This window comes from Pseudenhygromyxa sp. WMMC2535 (assembly GCF_011083025.2).
The window spans coordinates 2,877,832-2,895,453 of the sequence record NZ_JABJWV010000001.1; the positions used below are offsets into that span (position 1 = coordinate 2,877,832).

Sequence of the window (17,622 nt, forward strand, 5' to 3'; positions counted from 1 at the left end):
CGGCGAGCAATCGACCGCGTGTCTGCGACGACTGTCGAGGTGCGTCTCGATCGATGTGGGAGCTCGAAAATCGTACGCCTTACAAGGCAGAGCGTGCCTGGCTTCAAGACGCCGATGGCGGGAAGCGGTGGGTGGTCGTCGTGAAGGGGACCTTCACCATCGGCGACGACGGTCGCACGGCGCTCGCTGGCGAACAGCTCGAACCGCTCTTCGAGCCCGAGTATCACGGCTGTCCGGGGTCTTCGAGCCTGCGATACGAGGCCGACATGATTCTGCCCAAGCCGGGAACCGACGTCTACGTCAACGGCCACGCCTACGCCCCGGGAGGCGCTCCCACGGCGCGGATGGAGGTCGCGCTGGGTGTTGGATCCCGCCAGCCCAAGGTCCTCGAGGTGATCGGCGACCGGGTCTACCAGATGGCGCTCGGGCGAGCGACGCCGTCGCTGCCGCGAGCGTTTGAGCGCATGCCCCTCGTCTACGAGCGGGCCTTCGGTGGCTACGACTGCGACGACCCCGACCCGTCGAAGCACGAGCTCTTCGCCCCCAACCCGATCGGCGTCGGGGTCGCCACCCTCGCGCGAAAATTACTCGGGCGACCCGCTCCCAACATTGGCGCGCTGTCGGGGGACAAAAGCGGCGCAGCCGGCTTGGGGGCGGTCTGTAGCTACTGGCAGCCCAGGCGCGAGCTCGGAGGGACATACGACGAGGCGTGGACGAAGACGCGCAAGCCGCTGCTTCCGGAGGACTTCGACCCGAGCTTTTGGATGTGCGCGCCCGTGGACCAGCAGTTCATCCCTCATCTGCGTGGCGGGGAGCGAGTCACGCTCCGCAACATGTCGCCCGGTGGGCTGCTGGCCTTCGACCTGCCGAAGGTCTTCCTCTCGCTGGAGACGTCGATCGCGACGCGAAGCAAGCCCAAGCATCACCGAGCCGCGCTGCACTCGGTCATCATCGAGCCCGATTTTCCACGCGTGATCATGGTCTGGCATGGCAGCCTGAGGTGCCATCGGGAGGCAGACTTCCTCGACCAGACGCGCATTGTTCAAAAAGAGTACCGGAAGCTATGAAGACGGTGATTGCTGCAGTCGGCGCGCGAGCGCCCGTTGGGCTCTATGCCGATGCCGTGGGGACGGCGGTTCACGCGGGGATCTCGCGGCTCAGCTTTCATCCGCGCTGGGTGGACCGGACAGGAGAGCGGATGCGCGCGGCCATGGACGCGAGGCTGCCCGATTCTCTCCCGGTGTCCGAGAGGATGTATGCGATGGGGTTGAGCGCCCTGGACGAGGCCACGCATGGGCTCCGCGCCCGGGCGAGGGCGGGGTTCTACATTGGCCTGCCAGAGCCCCGCCCAGGTTGGACGCTCGACGAGGGGGAGCGCCTCGTCGAGCGCCTGTCCGCGGCGCTGCTCCCTCGGGTCGCGCTCGAGACCGTCGAGAGCGTTCCAAAGGGGCACGCCGCGGGCTTGCTCGCCCTCGAAGCTGCGGCCGCCAAGATCGAGGCCGGCCACCTCGAGCTCGCGCTAGTCTTGGGCGTCGACAGCTATCTGAACGCCCTGACGATGGAGTGGCTCGATGAGAACCGTCAGCTCGCCAACGAGGCGAACCGCGCGGGCTTCATCCCCGGGGAGGCGGCGGGTTGCTGCCTCGTTGGCAGTCGTGAGCGGCTCGCCCAGCTGGGGCTGCCCACGCTCGCTCGCCTAGTTGGGGTTGCGAGTCGCCTCGAGCCCAACCGGATCAAGACCGACGCCGTGTGCGTGGGCCGAGGGTTGTCGGACGCGATCGAGGCCGCGACCGCGGCGCTTCGACTACCCGAGCAGAAGATCCGCACGACCTACTGCGATATCAATGGTGAGAGCTACCGCAGTGAAGAATTCATGTATGTCCCGTTGAGGGTCTGGGCGCCTTTCGTGGACTCGAACGCCTACGTCGCGCCGGCTGACTGCTGGGGAGACGTAGGCGCGGCCTCGGGGCCACTGTTCTTGACCCTGGCGGCGGTCTCGGCCCGTCGTGGCTACGCCGCGGGGCGCCACATGCTCGCGTGGGCCAGCTCCGAGTGTGGTGCGAGGGCGGCCGCTGCGGTAGAGTCGTGCGAGTGAGGAGAGCAAGGTGAAGACCACTGTCAACGCACCCCGTACTCCAGTGACCGAAGGCAGCAAGGGGGTCGCCGCGGCGACGATGCCCAATGTCTGCAAGATGCCGGGGCCGCCCGCGCCCTTTGTCCCGACCCCGCTGCCGAATGTCGCGCGGGTTGGGATGAGCATGAAAGGCGCGACCAAGACGGTCAAGATCGAGGGCAAGGCCGTGGCGATCAAAGGGGTGACCTTCAAGAGCACGGGGGACATCGCCTCGAAGGGGACAGGTGGGGGGATCGTGTCGGGGGCGACGCATGGCACGGCGAAATTCGTGTCTCCGGGGTCCATGGACGTGAAGGCCGAGGGGAAGAATATTCACCTCTTGGGCGACGCGATGACCAATAACAACTCGAACCCGGCGAACGCTGCGACGATCAAGGAGTTGCAGGCGGCGGGGGGCAAAGACGTGCGTAAAGCACTTAAAAAGATCGCCGATGAGTGCAATGACAAGGTGAACGCGGAAGATGGATATCAGAAAGACGAGGGGAAGAAGCCGATCGGCAAGCCCTGCACCAGGCTGGGCACGAAAAAACACAAGTGCTGCCAGGAGTCAATCGAAAAGGCTGGGAATCCGTATGTGAAATCGGAGGTGCCTTACGACAAGAATGGAAAACTCCTGTCTCGGGATGCGATTAGTGATGCATACTCGCGTGCTGGGAAAGCATACAAACAGGCGAAGGCTGCGGGGCAGGCAACGCGGAATGTGTGGGGAAACGCGTTTTTTGGAGGAGGTGGCGGTGCAACTCACCTCATCGCAGACGTTGTGGTGATAGAACCACCTGCGACTCGAGCTCTCAAAAAGAATATTAGAAAAGTTTATGACTTCAAGTTCAATTGTGAGGGTGGAGGGAAAATGGAGGCAAAGCAGAAACGGAAGTATAAAATTCTTGGGAAAAAGGTCAAAATCGTTCACGCGAGCTGGTAGAGCGATGGTCCACGTCTTCGTAGAAGGTAAGTACGGCGGCCCCAGGCTGCGAGATGGTCTGATCGTGACCTTCTTCAAGGTTTGCCCTTTTGGGGAGTGGGCATCCGCGGTCGAGGGAGTGTTCGAATTTTGGCGGCAAGAGATGCCTCCAGAGGCGGTTGGCCACGCGTTGGTGGGGGCCTCCGCTTCGACGAGCAAACCTGCCGATGCGCGCGCGGTTCGCAGGTGTTTGGGGCAGGTTGATCCAGTTAAGGCCGCGAAGCGAGAGATCAGCGCATTTGAGGTTTTGGGGCCCCAGCACGTCAATCCAGACTTTCTCTTCTCCATGCTTGGCGTGCGAGAGCCGGACGAGGGAGAGACTAACTATGTCGAGATGAGGTTCCCGGCGGAGTGGGCTGATGATAACGGCGAGCGTGTTGCGAGGTTTGCGCTCGGTGTTGCCAGGATTCTTCCACATGACTCTGGGTATGTGTCTCCTGCGCTGAATTGGTCAAACGACGCGGAGATCGATGATTCGGCTGAGGATGTCCATCGTCTTGTATTTCGCCACCTGGGATTTGATGTGCACGATCACTCACAGACTTATCTTTATATGGGTAAGCGGTGTCTCGGAGCGCGATGGATGGTCTTTCTCGGGCCAGCGCTCGCCGAAGAAGTTGGCGGGCTCGAGACACTCTCGCGGGCGCTCGAAGGGATCAGCGTGACGGCCACCGCGAATGGCGTGGCGCTACGCTGCTCGGGCCCGCCGGTGCCAGGCGATGTCAATCGTGACGATGACTTCTCCCAGCTCCGAGCGATGGCAAAAGTGCTCGAGCCGATCACATATTTTGATGATGAGATCGGCTTCTTCGATGACGACGAAGAGTACATGCGCTGGCAGCGTCGCTTCCTCGACTGACCGAGAGCACCCACCATGACCCTCATCACCGCCTACGCGCCAGCCTTCACCCTGCGAGCGCCCTGCAAAGGTGAGCTCGGCCAGCGCCAGGACCTTCGCCTCCAGGTCAGGTTGAAAGAAGCGCTCGACGAAGTCGCGCTGGAGAAGCTGGACGCCGCGGTGACCGCCTGGATCGTCCTGGCGGGCACGGGCGCGATGTCGGGCGAGGCGATCCCTGCGGGGGAGTCGGGGATCGCCGACCACGGCTCGATGACGATGACGGAGGGGGCCGTGACGTGGCTGCTCAGCGGCGTGCGCCTCGACGATCGAGCGGCGATCGTGCTGCTCAATTTGCTGCTCGACAACGTCCCGGGGCCGTCCGTCGAGTCCGTGGACCTGTTGCCCATCCACGCGGGGGCGTCGGCGCTTCCGGTCCGCTCGAGCCCGGACAGCTGGGATGTCTACCCAGGGCAGGACGCCTCGCTCCGCTTCTCGGTCGAGCGCGACGAGGAGCTCATGGAGTCCGGCGCGGCGACGATTCTCTTCGACGAGGCGCCGAGCGAGGAGCAAAGTCAGGAGATCTTCGGGCTGCTGCTCACCTGGGCGGGCGTGAGCGCTTGGGGGGCATACGCCATCGCGCCGAGCCGGCCGAGCGACTGCGGGCTGATCGTCGATGACGCGCTCGTCATGGTCGAAGACGAGCTGGTCCTCGATCTCGGCCACATCCGCTGCCACGAGGGGGCCTTCGTCGGCCTCGTCAACGTCGTCGCGGCGATCGATCAGCGGATCGCTCGAGTGCGTGAGCTCATCATCGAGTCATGAGGCCGCGGTCTCGCCCGGAGGCGGGCCTCAAAACTCGTTGTCCGCGAGCATCCGCGCGTTGTCGCGGAAGAACTCGATGTGGTCGTAACTCAAGCTGGTCAGCCCGCCGATCTGCCCGATCTCGTCGATGTGGTCCGCGGGCACGAGGCCCAGGTAGTCCCCCCAGACCGCCGAGCTCTCGGGCACCAGGCCGTCGTTGGCACCGGCGATCGGCTGGATCAGCTCGTAGCTGAACAGCAGCAGCGGATCCACGGCGTCCTGGCAGCCGATCCCCGCGACGCAGGTCTCGCCCGTCCAGCTCCAATACTGGACCTGCGGGTGGTCGAGGTAGGTCGCGTTGAACTCGCCTTGCATGAAGGTCTCGCTGAGCGTGTAGAGCGAGGCCTCGACGTCGGACTGCTGGCTCTGGGCGGCGCCGAGGAAGTTGAGCAGCCAGACGAGCACGGTCTCGGCGGGGCCGGGGATCAGCCCGAGGGCGATGTCGGTGAAGGGGGTGCCCTGGTGCGGGGTGCCCAAGGTGATCACCGCGCCGATGTGATCCCCAAGGCCGCCGCCGGCGTCGGCGGCGACGTAGCGCGAGTCGATGCCGCCCTGGCTGTGGCCAAAGAGGTTGAGCTTGCGCGCGCGCTGGGCCCCCAAGGTGAGCTCGACGAAGTCGGCGAGCTGCTCGCCGCGGATCTCGACGGCGTTGTAGGGATCGAGCACGGGCACGGCCACGGGGTAGCCGAGGGCCTCGAGGTCCGCGCGCACGCCGTAGAAGTAGTCGAGCGGCCCGATGTTCTCGAAGCCCGTCCACCCGTGGACCAAGGTGATGGGGAAGCGCGTGGTCTCGAGCTGACACTGGTTGGTGCAGGTCACCGAGAGGTCGTAGCTCAGGCTCAGGTCCGGATCGGCGCCGGGGTTTTGGGCGCGCACGAGCACGGCGAACTCACCCGAGCGCGGGGCGTCGAAGCTCAGCGCGCCGGGGCCATAGAGCGTGGCGCTGGCGATCGGGTTGGTGAACGCGAGGGTGTCGGGGTAGCTGATCGCTAGCTCGACGCCCTGCTCGACGCCAGCGTCGAGGGTCAGGGTGGTCTCGACGTCGGCGGCGGCGGAGATCCACCACACGTGGTAGTCGCAGGCGCTCAGCTGCACGCCCTCGCGGCTGCTGCCCCGGACCAGGAACTCGCGCTCGAGGGCCTCGGGGGCCAGGGGATCGCAGGCGGGCTCGCCGGTCTCGCTCCCGGTCTCGGCGCTCTCGCCGACGTCCTCGCCGACGTCCTCGCCACCTTCGGCGGAGCCCGACTCGCCGTTGGACGCACCGGCCTCATCGCCCTCGCTCGTCGCCTGGGTGTCTTGCTCGTCCTGCTCGTCCTGCCCGTCATTGCCATCGAGTGCAGCGTCGTCGCCACAGGCCGCGAGCAGGCCGAGGGGCGCGACGAGTGCAGCGAGGCGAAGAGCGGACGAGAGGTCGAGGCGAGGCGAATGGCAGTCCACGAGGAGAGTGTACGCCTCGGGGCGGCCAGCCAGCCGGAAGCGAGGAGAACGCGTGTTCTTGGGCTACACTCGCCTGGTGAGCGAATTCAACCCCTATCAGGCGCCCTCGGGGGACCAGGCTCCGGCGGCCAAGCCGCTCCAGGATGCGGGCAAACCACTGTTTGGACTCAAGCAGATCACGGTCGTGGCCTTCCTGGCCAGTGGCTTCGCTGGTTGCGTTTTGCTTGCGATCAACGCCAAGCGCATGGGGCGAAAGAGGATCGAGCGGGTGGGGATGGTCTTGCTCGGCATCCTCATCACGCTGACAGCCGTTGGCCTGGGATTCGTCTTGCCCGAAGAGATCCCAAACGTGCTGCTCAGCGGGGCGGTCGCGGGGTTGGTTTACAAGGTGGCCGAGGTCGTGCAGGGCACCGAGCTCAGCATGCGGCTGGTCGAGGGGCGGCCCCAGGCCTCCAATTGGGCGGCGTTTGGGATCGGTGCGGCGTGCCTGGTGGGGATCGTGGCGTTGGCCTTCGCGCTGGCATTCTTGGTGGTGACCCTCGCCGTGTCGGTCTTCGGCCTCGACCCCGCGGTCTTCGATGAGCTCGCGCAATGAGCGAGCGAAACCCTCACGAGTGACTTTCCAGGGTGACCCACCAGGGGTGATATTGGGTCCCGCTTTGAAAAATTCTGAGCAGACCCACCAGACCTTCTGCCGCATCTGCGAGGCCCTGTGCGGCCTCGAGGTCAGCACGGCGGGCGGCCGGATCACGCAGATCCGCCCCGACCCCGAGCACGTGGCGACCGGCGGCTTCGCCTGCGTCAAGGGCCTCAAGCAGTACCAGCTCTACGACTCGCCGGACCGGCTCACGCACCCGCTGCGTCGCGAGCCGGGCGGCTCGGGGCACGAGCACGACTACGCGCGCGTGAGCTGGGAGCGCGCCCTCGCCGAGATCGGAGCCAAGCTCGAGGCGCTCAAAGCCGAGCACGGACCCGACTCGATCGCCATGTACGTGGGCACGGCTGCGGGCTTCGGCGTGCTCCATCCGATCTTCGCCCAGGGCTTCATGACCGCCCTGGGCTCGCGCAGCATGTACGCCTCGGCGACCCAGGACTGCGCCAACAAGTTCGCCGTCGCCCGCGAGCTCTACGGCTTTTGCTTCACCCAGCCCTTCCCGGACCTCGAGCGCTGCGGCTGCCTGATCGTCGTCGGCGCCAACCCGGCGGTGTCCAAGTGGAGCTTCTTGCAGGTCTCCAACCCGGTCCAGCGCCTCAAGGCCCTCGAGCGCCGGGGCTGCGCGCTCTACTTCGTGGACCCGCGGCGAACCGAGTCGGCCAAGGCCGCGGGCGAGCACGTGTTCATCCGCCCGAACACGGACCCCTTCTTCTACCTGGCTTTTCTGCACGAGGTCCTGGCCCGCGGCGCCGTCGACCGCGAGCGGCTCGCGGCGCACATGCGCGGCTTCGCGGCCATCGAGGAGCTGGCCGCGCCCTGGACCCCGGAGCGCTGCGCCCAGGTCACCAAGATCCCCGCGCACCAGCTGCGCGCCATGGTCGACGCCTACCTCGCGGCCGAGGGCGCGGCGCTCTACAGCTCGACCGGGGTCAACATGGGCAGCCACGGCTCGATCGGCTTTTGGCTGCAAGAGGTGATCAACGCGATCACCGGCAACCTCGACCGCCCCGGGGGCACGCTGGTCGGTCAGGGCGTGATCGACTTCCCAAAGTTCGGGGTCAAAAACGGGCTGCTGACCAGCAGCGAGCGCTCGCGCGTGGGCGGCTTTCGGGCGGTCAACGACGCCTTCCCCGGGGGCACCTTGGCCGACGAGATCCTCACCCCGGGCAAGGGCAAGATCCGCGCGCTGATCGTCACCGGCGGCAACCCGCTGCTGACCATGGCCAACGCCGGGCGCCTGCGCGAGGCCCTGGGTGAGCTCGAGCTGCTCGTCTGCCTCGACATCTTCCAAGGCGAGACCGCCTCGCTGGCCCACTACGTGCTGCCCTGCACCTCGCCGATGCAGCGCCCGGACCTGCCCTTCATCTTTCCGCTGATGCTGGGCATGCAGTCCAAGCCCTACCTCCAGGCCACCCGCGAGGTCGTCGCCCCGCAGGGCGAGCAGCGCGACGAGGCCACGATCTACCTCGACCTGTGCCGGGCCGCGGGCGTGAACCTGTTCGACTCGCGCGTGGCCCAGCGCCTGCTCGAGTGGGGCAAGCGGCGCTGGTCCAGGCGGCACCCCGATCGTCAGCCGGCGATCCCCCAAGAGCTCCTGCTCGACATGCTATTGCGGGTCTCCGGCCAGGGCAGCTTTGGCGGCCTGCTCGCCGCGCCCCACGGTCGCCTCCGTCCCGCGCACGCGCCCGGGAGCTTCCTGGGCGAGCGCGTGCTCACCGAGGACGGCAAGCTCGACCTCGCCCCCGCGCCGCTGATGGCCGAGACCGCCAAGCTCGAGGCGCACTTCGAGAGCGAGCGCCGCGACGCCAACCGCCTCAAATTGATCACCAAGCGGGCGATCACCACGCACAACTCCTGGACCCACAACATCGAGGCCTTCGCGCGCGCGGGCACCAACCACCTCTACGTGCACCCCGAAGACGCCGCGCGCCTGGGCCTGGTCGAGGGCGGCTACGCCGACGTGCGCACGGACACCGCGACCGTGCGCGTGCCCGTGGCCGTGCTCGAGGATCTGATGCCCGGGACCGTGGCGCTGCCCCACGGCTGGGGCCACCAGCACGCGCGCGGCCTGTCCGTGGCCGGCAAGACCCGGGGGGTGAACGTGAACCTGCTGGCCGCCGACGGGCCCGAGGCCATCGAGCGGGTCTCGGGGATGTCGAACCTGACGGGCTTCGTGGTCGACGTGCGGCCGGCGGCTGGGGAATTCGAGCCGCGCAGCTGGTCGGGGATCGGCTGAGCGCAGAGCGTTCTGCGGGCGGGCGCGCCAAAAAGTTGGGCACGAGGCGCGTCGCGGATAGCGTGCGCGCGATGCGACGTCTCTCGCCCCTCGCGCTGTGCGCTCTGCTCGCCCTGCCCACCTTGCCGGCCCTGACCGCCTGCGCCGGCCGGACGCCCTATCCCAGCGTCGCCGACGACGGCCTCGAGCTGAGCTCGGTGGTGCTCTATCGCAGCGGGGTCGGCTACTTCGAGCGCCACGGCAAGGTCGAGGGCGAGGTCCTGCGCCTGCGCGTGCGCAAGGACCAGGTCAACGACCTGCTCAAGAGCCTCACGGTGGTCGACGAGGACGGCAAGGCGGTGAGCGTGTCCATGCCTTTGGATCCGCAGACCTGGGCGAGCGCGGCCATGGCCACCTTGGCGCCGGGGCGCGGGTCCCTGGCCGAGGTGCTCGACTCGCTGCGCGGGACGGAGATCACGGTCAAGGCTCAGGGGCGGTTCATTCGCGGGCGGATCGTGATGATCGAGCGCAGCATCAACGAACCCGACGCCGTGACCACGGCGCGGACGGTGATGCCCGCGCCGACCCAGGACAGCCGCGACTGGAAGCTGACCTTGCTCTCGCGCGAGCGCATGCAGGTGGTTCGCCTGTCCAAGGTCGACGCGATCACGCTCCACGACGGCGACCTTGCCATGCAGCTGCACCGCAGCCTCGACGCCTCGGCGGGCGAAGGCATGTTCGAGCAGGTCGACCTCGAGCTGCGCCTGGCGGGGGCCCGCAGCCACCGCCTCCAGGTCAGCTATGTCGTTGGCGCGCCGATGTGGAAGCCGACCTATCGCGTGGTCCTGCCCGAGGCGGGCAAGGGTCAGGCGCTGCTCCAGGGCTGGGCCGTGGTCGACAACATCTCGGGCGAGGACTGGGATGAGGTCCGCCTGAGCCTGACCTCTGGCGCGCCGATCGCCTTTCGCTACGATCTGCACTCGCCCCGCGAGGTCTATCGCAGCGACATGACCCAAAGCGCCGCCGACAAGCGGGCGACGGTGGCCCTGGGCGAGACCAGCTGGGAGGAAGAGGAGGAGGCGCCGCCGCCACCGATGGCCGAGCCCGCGGGCGTCGTGGAGGAGAAGTCGACCCGTTGGCGCGACGCCAACAAGGACTACGACGACGGCGACGACGACTACGCGTACGACTACGAGGAGGACATGGCGACGGGCACGGGCTCGGGCGGGGGGGGCCGCTCGAAGCGGTCGAAGGCCAAGCTGCCCGCGCGCTCGTCCGCGAGCTCGGCCGCGAGTCCCCGGCAGCAAGCCGTCACCGAAGAGCTGCCCGGCGGCCTGATCGACGTGGACACGCTGCGCCGCAGCACCATGGCCTCGGCCCGCTCGCAGCGGATCTCCGGCCTGACCCGCGTCGACCTCGATACGCCGGTGACCGTCCCCGACGGGACCTCGACCATGGTCGCCCTGGTCAACGAGTCGATCTCCGCCGAGCAGACCTTCCTCTACAAGCCGGGCGGGGCAGGCTACGGCTACGAGGCCAACCCCTACCGAGTGGTGCGCTTCGAAAACGCCACGGACTACGTGCTCGAGCCCGGGCCGATCGCGATCTACTCGGGCGGGAGCTTCGTCGGCGAGGGCCTGTCCGAGGCCGTGGGCGCCGGGACCTCGGTGACCATCCCCTTCGCCGTCGAGCCCGAGATCATGGTCACCTCGGCCAAGCAGTACAGCGGCCAGGAGATGACCTTGACCCGCATCGTCCGCGGCGTGCTCGAGGTCGAGAGCTTCTATCAGACCACGACCACCTGGGACGTGCGCGGGCCGGTCGAGCCGGAGGCCTACAAAGTGCTGATCCGCCAGCCGCAGTCGGGCAGCAACTACGCGCTCGCCAAGCGGCCCGAGGGGACCGAGGACCTCGAGGGCGCGTGGCTGATCCCGATCACGATCCCCGCGAAGTCGAACTCGGCCTCGCTGAAGGTGGTCGAGCAGACGCCCTCGAAGCTGACTCTGGCGATCTGGGATCAGCAGGCGCTTGGCCTGCTCGAGCAGTTTTTGGCCAAGGGCGACCTGGACGCGGGGGCGCGGGCGAAGCTCCAGCCGATCGTGGATCTGCGCCGGGAGATCGGGCGGATCGACACGGAGGTGGACGGGCTGCGGCGGCAGCAGGCGGAGCTCGAGCAGCGGGCGGAGCAGACGCGGCGCAACCTCGAGGCGATCAAGAAGGACAGCGCGGCGGGGTCGCTGCGCAAGAAGCTCAACACGCGGCTGGAGGAGTTCTCGAGCGAGGCGGACGAGAAGGGGCGGAAGATCGTGGAGCTGGAGAGCAAGCGGCTGGAGAAGAAGATCGAGCTCGAGGACATGCTTCAGGACCTCGACCTGCGCGCGGGCAAGGGGGCGGTCAGCGAGGACGCCGCCACGGGGCAGGCCAAGGGGCAGGCCAAGGAAAAGTGAGCACGCTCAGCGCGGCCCGGGTGGGCAGCTGACAAAGCGTCAGCTTCGGCTGTCAGCGAGTCGGGCCGAGGGAGCCGCGAGTCAAAGAGTCAACGCCGGCGGATCAGCCCGACGCCCGCGCCCGCGGGCAGGCCGACCAGTAGCCAGATCAGCATGAAGCGGGTGCGGACCTTGCTGCGCCCGTCTTCGATCCGCGCCGCGATGCTCGCCGGCTTCTCGATCAGGCCCGCGGCCACGCCGAGGGGGTGGTCCACGGCGCCCTCGAGGTCGTCGAGCATGGGCGCGACCTCGCGCTGCTCGTAGCGCTCTGCCATGCGCTTGGCCGGCAGGATCATCACCGCAGCGCCGATCGCCACGCCGATCAGGATGTTGGTGATCTGGTCGCTGGAGAACAGCCCGCGGGGCAAGGGCGCGGGGCTCGGCGAGGGGCCGCCAGCGACGTTGGGGGGCGGGCTCTTGGGGATCGTGCCCTTGGTCAGGCTGGGGTAGGCGGCGGTGGTCGCGTCCTCGTCGGGATCGTCGAGGACGAGGTTTGGGTTGGGCTTGGGCCGCTGCGTGGGTACGCGGCGGTTTTGCGGGGGGTGAGCGGTGTCTGGCACCGGTTCGAGCTGGGCGCGAGGGTTGGACGCGTCGTCGCCGTGGTCGACCTCGAGGGCCTGCTCCTTGCCTCCCCAGCTCGGTCCTGCCGGCTCACCAGCTGCGGGCGGGGAGCCGCCTGCGGGCGGGCTGGCGGCGGCCCTGGACTTGGCCTTGGAGCTCAGCGGGACCTGGCGCGCGGCGACCTCCTCGGGCGTGGCCTTGTCGACCTCCTCGGGCGCGTCGTCGAGGGAGGCGTCGAGGTTGTCGAGGTCGAGGGAGGCCATGCCCGTGCCGAAGGCGTCCATGGCGGCCTTGCGCTGGCTCTCGTCGCCCTGACCAAGGTTGGAGACCATCGGAGGCAGCTTGCGGTCGTCGCTGGCCATGCCGGATCAGCGTAACAGAGCCCCGGCGCGGGAGACGGGCTTTTGTCGGGGCGCGATCGCTCCTGGAGTGACTTGGGGTTCCAGGCCCTCGGCCTCGGGGTTTTTTTGCGCGGATCCACAGCGCCCGTATGCTGGCGCCCAACTATGCGTCTGTACGCCTGTTCTCACCGCGCCTCCGCCAAGCTGGCCACTGTTGGCCTGAGCCTGGGCCTCGGCCTGGCCGCGCTTGGCGCTCTCGAAGGTGACGCCCAGGCGAGTCCAGGCGTCCAAGGTCCACGCAACATCGCCATGGGCGGTGCCACGCGCGGCTCCTCTGGCGGCACCCAGGCCGCGCTGATCAACCCCGCCGGTCTGAGCTATTACCAGCAGTTCTCCATCGAGGGGATGTACCAGTACGATCTGCAGACGCGCACCCACGGCCTGGGCGTGTTCATCGCGGACTCGCTCAACACCCCGCGCTTCGCCCTCGCCCTGGGCTACATCTTCATGCGCGGCACGCCGCACCTGCTCTACGACGACATCGAGGGCGACCGCAGCACCCTCGAGATCGAGCATTTCGGCCACGAGATCTCCGGTGTGCTCAGCGTCACCGCGATCCCCAACTGGCTCTACATTGGCATCAAGCCGCAGTGGCAGTACGTCAGCATGCGCTACCTCGACGACGAGGGCGTCGCGCGTGACTACCGGACCAAGCACAACGGCTTTGGCCTCGACGCCTCCATCGGCCTCAACATCCTCAACTTCGCGCGCATCGGCGTGGTTGGCTACAACCTCGTCCAGCCCCTCGACCCCGCGCGCATGGACGGAGAAGAGGTGGAGCTCGACGGTGTCGAGGTCGCCGAGGAGCCCAACTACAACACCAGCAACATTCGGGAGCTCTCCGACTACCCGCGCAGCCTCGGCCACGGCCTGGCGATCTTCCCCCTGGGCACGCCCAACTTCAGCCTCAACCTCGACGCGACCTACGACTTCACCAGCTACTGGGAGTCGCAGGACCACTGGACGCGGATCACCGTCAACGCCGGCGGCGAGTTCGTGGCCGGGCCGGTGCCGATCCGCGTGGGCGGCTGGTGGGACCGACGCGGGCGCGGGGCCGAGGATGATCGTGGCTACGTGAGCGCGGGCTTGGGCTTCATCCGGCCGGCGCAGCTCGGCGGGGTCGGGGTGGACGCGAGCATCGCGTTTGCGCAGCAGGTCACGGGGGCGGAGCGGGCGAAGCTGGATACTGTGCTGACCTTGAACATTGGGATCCGGCTGCGGCCGGATCTGTAATGGACCCCCGCGGAGGGTGTCTGGATCCAGCCACCTATCGCTTGTACGTTGCAGTAATCGAGCACGAGTCAGCCATGGGCCTGGGCGTATGATCATAATTGAGCAAACGCGCTGAATCGATGCATGTCGATTCAGCGCGCCTGATGGGCGAGCGCCAGATCTAGAGCCGCTCGCTAGCGATCCCGACGTGCTCGATCCCTGCTTCGCGGGCGGCGGCCATCACGTCGATCACGGTCCCGTACTTGACCTTCTCGTCGGCCTTCACGGCGACGCGCCCGTCGGACTGGGCCTTCTCGCTGGCCTTCAGCGCCTCGACGATGGCCTCGTGCTCGCCTTGTACGGCGGTCTTGCCCACGGTGACCTGGCCCTGAGCGTCGACCTTGATCAGCAAGGTGGCGTCGGGGTCGTTTTCGTTTTGGGCGACGGGATCCTTGGGGATCGCGATGGGCTGCTTGTGCTTGGCCGGCGGCTTGGCGGCGACCAAGAAGATGATCAACAGGCTCATGAGCACGTCGATCATCGGCGTGACGTTGATGTCCGCGACCGTGTCGGTCTGCAGGTCGTCGTCGTTCACGCCCCGACCATAGCCTCTGGGCTACTTGGACTTCAAGTTGGCGCGTGGAGGGGCGCTGGGCGGGGGGTTGAGGACCAGCTCGTAGCGTCCGGGCTCGTCGAGGGCGCGGGCGCGGGCCTGCCAGCGGGGGCCGGTGGCCTCGAGCGCGATGAGGGCGCTGAGGATCGCGGACTGGTCGACCTCGGTCATGCCGAGCAGGGGGATGAGCTGCTCGGGGGCGGCGGCGAAGCTGGCGGCGACGAGGTCGGCCTGGGTCTGCTCGCCGCTGGGGGATTTGCTGGTCTGGTCGAGCCAGGTGGCGAGCTCGCTGTCCGCGCGAGGGCCGACGACGATCAGCCCGCCGCCGGCGCGCTCGGACCAGGCCATGGCGACGTTGAGCCGGCCCTGGTCGTCGACCAGGGGGCGCAGCTCGGGCTGGAGCATGCTCGAGGCGCCATGGATCACCAGCATCTCGATGTCCTGTCCGTCGCCCTTGGCCACGCGTCGGCGGAAGGTGAGCTTGGGCAGCTGCGACATGAAGTTGCGCGCGGTCGAGACGTTGTCGACGACGGCCTGGAGCAGGCGGATCGCGGCGACGCGGCTCTTGGTCACGTCGGAGGCGCCGTAGGCCACGCGCAGGTGGCCGGCGGGGCCGAGGGCGACGAGGGTGCGGCCGTCCCAGGTGCGCAGGGCCGTGTTGAGCTTGGCGGCCAGGCCCTCGCCGACGCCCCGAACCAGGAAGGGCAGCTGGGCGACCTGGCCGTTGACCTGCGAGATGACCTCGCGGACGGCGGCCTGGTAGTCGGCGTAGCGCGAGCTGGCACCGGCGACGATGCCCTCGCCCTCGAGCAGGCCGCCGAAGGTGCCGGCGGCGATCGGGATGCCGGCGAGGAGGTCCTGGCCGTCGATGGCCTGGACGCTGACGACGACCTCGCTGAAGTCGCCGCGGCCCTCGACGCGCGAGAAGGGCAGCTCCACGGGGATCGTGCCCAGGCTGCGCGGGTCGAGGGTGAAGAAGAGCGGCCGCTCGCCGTAGGCGGCCTGGAGGTGGCGGCCGGTGACCAGCCCCGGGAGGCTGTTGGCGAGGACCAGGGCGCCCTCGTCGTCGGCGTCGATCCACGCCAGCCACTCGCGCGCGCCCTCGGATGGATCTGCGCTGGGCAGGCGCACGGCCCCGAACTCGCCGACGGGCTCGAGGCCGGCCAAGCTCGCCGCCAGCGCCTCGGCCTGGTCCGAGCGCACGGACAGGCGGATGACCTCTTCCTCGGCCAGGACCACGTTGCCGAAGGCGCCCGCGGGGTCGACGGTGGGCGCGAGCTGCTCGGCGAGCTGGGCCGTGGTCACGGTGCCCAGGGCCAGCTGAACCAGGCCCGCGGGCTCGACGGGGCCGGGGACGTAGGGCGTGAGCAGGTCGAGGGCGCGCTTGGGCTGGGCGATCCACGAGGCGGCGTCGGGCTGAGCCGGGAGCTCGAGGGGATCCGGGAGCTGCACGGCCGCGGCCTGGCGCTCCTTTCGAGACTTGGAGGGTCCCTTGGCCTCGCCGTCAGTGGTCTTGGGGCAGGCCGTGAGCGCGAGGAGGCCGGCCAGGAGCAAGGTGCCGGATCGGCCGCTTCGGAGGAGTCGCCGCATCGACGGGACGGTAGCAGGGGATTTTGCTGGCCGCCACGGCTCACAACGCGAGCAAGAACAGCCCGACCACGCTCAAGAACCCGACCAACCACACGAAGCTGCGCAGGTAGTCGACGTTGGCGAGATAGGTCAGCGTATGCAGCACCTGCGCGACGACGAAGCCGATCGCCAGCACGCTCGCGCGCCGAGGGTCGCCCTCGAAGAGCTGCGAGGTGATCACGGCGGCGGCGAAGGGGGCGAAGTTTTGTAGCGCGGCCTGGTGCGCCGCCACGGCTCGGGCGCCGAAGCCCTCGAGCTTGGCCAGCTGCCGCAAAGGGAGCTCGTTGTCGATCTCTTCGCCGGCGCGGCGGATCGCCACGAAGACCGGGATGCGGATCAGCCAGGCCCACACGAAGGCGACGAGGAGGCACAAAAAAGGTGTGCTCATGTCGGGGCCTCCGAGGAGGGGAATGCGACGAGGAGGCACGAAAGAAGCGAGCTCATGTCAGGGCCTCCCAGGTCGCGGCGGCCAGCAGGGGCGCGGGGTCGTAGTGGGCGAGCACGCGGATCAGCGGGCCCACGCCCTGGATGGCGCTGGTGTCGACGAGCACGGCGGCGCGGCCCAGGGCCTCGTCGGAGCGGGCGCCCGGGGCGGCCTCGACGGGCGGGCGGGCGCTGTCGACGAGCAGGTCGCGGACGCCCTCGAGGCTGGCGCCCGGCGCCAGCATGGCGCAGATCATCAGGCTCTCGCCGTGCTGGGGGCCATGGGTGGCGCCGGCGCTGAGCTTGCCGGCGAGGCCGGGGAGGCGGCGGGCGATGGCGGCGCTGAGGCCCTCGCCGGGCTCGATGACTTCGGCGCTGGCGAGCACGGAGCCGAAATTGGGGTGGCCTTCGCGGGCGCCGAGCAGGGCGTCGACGTGGACCCAGCGCAGGCCGGGGCCGGCGAGCAGGCGCTCGAGGACCGGGGCGGCGGCGAGGGCCGGCGCGGGGTCGATGCGCTTGCGGCCGACGCTGGGTCGCCAGCCGCGAGCGTCGATCGTGCGCCGCTCGGGGGCGGCGTCGCTGCCCTCGCCCAGCTCGACGCGGCGGCCGTCGCCAAAGCGGATGGCCTCGCCCTGGAGCCGGGCGCCGTGGGTCTGTGACCACCGCCGCAGGGCGGTCGACAAGCTGGCGGCCTGGGGGTCGATGCTCCAGGCGAGGGCGCTCGTCGAGCCGCCGGTCAGCCAGGCCTCGACGATCGCCCGGGCGAGGGGACCGTCGCCGCGCAGGCCGATGGGCTCAGCTGCCATGGCGGACCTGCCCCCCATGCCTGGGCCGGCGCGCGCAGTAGCTCCGCCGCCCAAGGCCGCCCGCGGCCTCGGTGAAGGTGTCGCTCTCGACGGCCAGCGCTCAGCCCTTCTTTTCGTCGCGAATGCGCGCGCGCAGGGCCTCGAGGCGACCGCGCACGTCGCTGATGAACTCGCCGGTGGACTCGCCCACCTCTTGGGCGATCTCGTTGGCCTTGGTGGCGGCCATCTTCTCGGCCTGCTGGAGGTGGGGCTGGAGCTTCTGCCAGCCCTCCTTGGCCTCGTCGCTGGCGGTCTTGACCACCTTCTCGATCTCCGCGCCCAGAGCACGCAGCTCGGTCAGTCCTTTGTTGATCAGCTCGTTTTCAGCCATGGGTCCCTCGCTGGCTGCGA

16 protein-coding genes are annotated in these 17,622 nt (G+C 68.5%); 9 read left to right on the forward strand and 7 right to left on the reverse strand.

Features of this window, described 5'->3' with window-relative positions; translation table 11 throughout:
* Positions 1 to 53: 53 nt before the first annotated feature.
* The 5 genes from G6O69_RS11100 (at position 54) to G6O69_RS11120 (ending at position 4,755) form a co-directional block, all read left to right on the forward strand.
* Complete coding sequence (locus G6O69_RS11100; RefSeq protein ID WP_176396767.1) at positions 54 to 1,067, forward strand: DUF2169 domain-containing protein; 1,014 nt, start codon at positions 54 to 56, stop codon at positions 1,065 to 1,067.
* A gap of 5 nt (positions 1,068 to 1,072) precedes the next feature.
* Positions 1,073 to 2,095, forward strand: a complete 1,023-nt coding sequence (locus tag G6O69_RS11105; protein WP_176396768.1) for a beta-ketoacyl synthase N-terminal-like domain-containing protein — start codon at positions 1,073 to 1,075, stop codon at positions 2,093 to 2,095.
* A 10-nt stretch (positions 2,096 to 2,105) separates the two neighbouring features.
* Positions 2,106 to 3,056 carry a PAAR-like domain-containing protein gene (locus G6O69_RS11110; RefSeq protein WP_346017029.1) on the forward strand — a complete coding sequence of 317 codons (951 nt, stop codon included), beginning with the start codon at positions 2,106 to 2,108 and terminating at the stop codon, positions 3,054 to 3,056.
* A gap of 64 nt (positions 3,057 to 3,120) precedes the next feature.
* Positions 3,121 to 3,954 (forward strand): type VI immunity family protein, encoded by an 834-nt coding sequence (locus G6O69_RS11115; protein ID WP_172303487.1) that lies wholly within the window; start codon positions 3,121 to 3,123, stop codon positions 3,952 to 3,954.
* Positions 3,955 to 3,969: 15 nt separating this feature from the next.
* A complete protein-coding gene (locus tag G6O69_RS11120) occupies positions 3,970 to 4,755 on the forward strand; it encodes a hypothetical protein (RefSeq protein ID WP_172303488.1) in 786 nt (261 codons plus the stop codon).
* Positions 4,756 to 4,782: 27 nt separating this feature from the next.
* On the opposite strand, the gene G6O69_RS11125 is transcribed toward G6O69_RS11120, so the two are convergent.
* Positions 4,783 to 6,231 (reverse strand): hypothetical protein, encoded by a 1,449-nt coding sequence (locus G6O69_RS11125; protein ID WP_172303489.1) that lies wholly within the window; start codon positions 6,229 to 6,231, stop codon positions 4,783 to 4,785.
* Between the two features lie 76 nt (positions 6,232 to 6,307).
* On the opposite strand from G6O69_RS11125, the gene G6O69_RS11130 reads away from it, so the two are divergent.
* The 3 genes from G6O69_RS11130 to G6O69_RS11140 all read left to right on the forward strand — a co-directional run bounded on the left by G6O69_RS11130 (position 6,308) and on the right by G6O69_RS11140 (position 11,548).
* Positions 6,308 to 6,826, forward strand: a complete 519-nt coding sequence (locus G6O69_RS11130; RefSeq protein WP_172303490.1) for a hypothetical protein — start codon at positions 6,308 to 6,310, stop codon at positions 6,824 to 6,826.
* A 64-nt stretch (positions 6,827 to 6,890) separates the two neighbouring features.
* Positions 6,891 to 9,122: a molybdopterin-dependent oxidoreductase gene (locus tag G6O69_RS11135; RefSeq protein ID WP_172303491.1), complete on the forward strand. Its 2,232-nt coding sequence runs from the start codon at positions 6,891 to 6,893 to the stop codon at positions 9,120 to 9,122.
* A gap of 71 nt (positions 9,123 to 9,193) precedes the next feature.
* Entirely contained in the window at positions 9,194 to 11,548 is a 2,355-nt protein-coding gene (locus G6O69_RS11140; protein ID WP_172303492.1) for a DUF4139 domain-containing protein, read from the forward strand.
* Between the two features lie 89 nt (positions 11,549 to 11,637).
* Here G6O69_RS11140 and G6O69_RS11145 read toward each other — a convergent pair whose 3' ends face one another.
* Positions 11,638 to 12,510, reverse strand: coding sequence for a hypothetical protein (locus G6O69_RS11145; RefSeq protein WP_172303493.1), 873 nt, complete (start codon positions 12,508 to 12,510; stop codon positions 11,638 to 11,640).
* Positions 12,511 to 12,654: 144 nt separating this feature from the next.
* On the opposite strand from G6O69_RS11145, the gene G6O69_RS11150 reads away from it, so the two are divergent.
* Positions 12,655 to 13,782, forward strand: a complete 1,128-nt coding sequence (locus G6O69_RS11150) for a hypothetical protein (RefSeq protein ID WP_172303494.1) — start codon at positions 12,655 to 12,657, stop codon at positions 13,780 to 13,782.
* A 160-nt stretch (positions 13,783 to 13,942) separates the two neighbouring features.
* On the opposite strand, the gene G6O69_RS11155 is transcribed toward G6O69_RS11150, so the two are convergent.
* The 5 genes from G6O69_RS11155 to G6O69_RS11175 form a co-directional block, all read right to left on the reverse strand.
* Complete coding sequence (locus G6O69_RS11155; protein ID WP_172303495.1) at positions 13,943 to 14,356, reverse strand: biopolymer transporter ExbD; 414 nt, start codon at positions 14,354 to 14,356, stop codon at positions 13,943 to 13,945.
* A gap of 21 nt (positions 14,357 to 14,377) precedes the next feature.
* Complete coding sequence (locus G6O69_RS11160) at positions 14,378 to 15,964, reverse strand: hypothetical protein (protein ID WP_172303496.1); 1,587 nt, start codon at positions 15,962 to 15,964, stop codon at positions 14,378 to 14,380.
* A 40-nt stretch (positions 15,965 to 16,004) separates the two neighbouring features.
* Entirely contained in the window at positions 16,005 to 16,391 is a 387-nt protein-coding gene (locus G6O69_RS11165) for an MAPEG family protein (protein WP_172303497.1), read from the reverse strand.
* Positions 16,392 to 16,443: 52 nt separating this feature from the next.
* Positions 16,444 to 17,232 (reverse strand): hypothetical protein, encoded by a 789-nt coding sequence (locus tag G6O69_RS11170; protein ID WP_172303498.1) that lies wholly within the window; start codon positions 17,230 to 17,232, stop codon positions 16,444 to 16,446.
* Between the two features lie 100 nt (positions 17,233 to 17,332).
* Positions 17,333 to 17,602 carry a hypothetical protein gene (locus G6O69_RS11175; RefSeq protein ID WP_172303499.1) on the reverse strand — a complete coding sequence of 90 codons (270 nt, stop codon included), beginning with the start codon at positions 17,600 to 17,602 and terminating at the stop codon, positions 17,333 to 17,335.
* Positions 17,603 to 17,622: the final 20 nt, after the last annotated feature.

What these genes read in the sequence shown, in the direction of transcription:
- G6O69_RS11100 (WP_176396767.1), top strand. Translation starts at nt 54, where the DNA reads ATGTGGGAGCTCGAAAATCGTACGCCTTACAAGGCAGAGCGTGCCTGG.
- G6O69_RS11165 (WP_172303497.1), bottom strand. Translation starts at nt 16,391, where the DNA reads ATGAGCACACCTTTTTTGTGCCTCCTCGTCGCCTTCGTGTGGGCCTGG.
- G6O69_RS11145 (WP_172303493.1), bottom strand. Translation starts at nt 12,510, where the DNA reads ATGGCCAGCGACGACCGCAAGCTGCCTCCGATGGTCTCCAACCTTGGT.
- G6O69_RS11160 (WP_172303496.1), bottom strand. Translation starts at nt 15,964, where the DNA reads ATGCGGCGACTCCTCCGAAGCGGCCGATCCGGCACCTTGCTCCTGGCC.
- G6O69_RS11120 (WP_172303488.1), top strand. Translation starts at nt 3,970, where the DNA reads ATGACCCTCATCACCGCCTACGCGCCAGCCTTCACCCTGCGAGCGCCC.
- G6O69_RS11170 (WP_172303498.1), bottom strand. Translation starts at nt 17,232, where the DNA reads ATGGCAGCTGAGCCCATCGGCCTGCGCGGCGACGGTCCCCTCGCCCGG.
- G6O69_RS11150 (WP_172303494.1), top strand. Translation starts at nt 12,655, where the DNA reads ATGCGTCTGTACGCCTGTTCTCACCGCGCCTCCGCCAAGCTGGCCACT.
- G6O69_RS11175 (WP_172303499.1), bottom strand. Translation starts at nt 17,602, where the DNA reads ATGGCTGAAAACGAGCTGATCAACAAAGGACTGACCGAGCTGCGTGCT.
- G6O69_RS11140 (WP_172303492.1), top strand. Translation starts at nt 9,194, where the DNA reads ATGCGACGTCTCTCGCCCCTCGCGCTGTGCGCTCTGCTCGCCCTGCCC.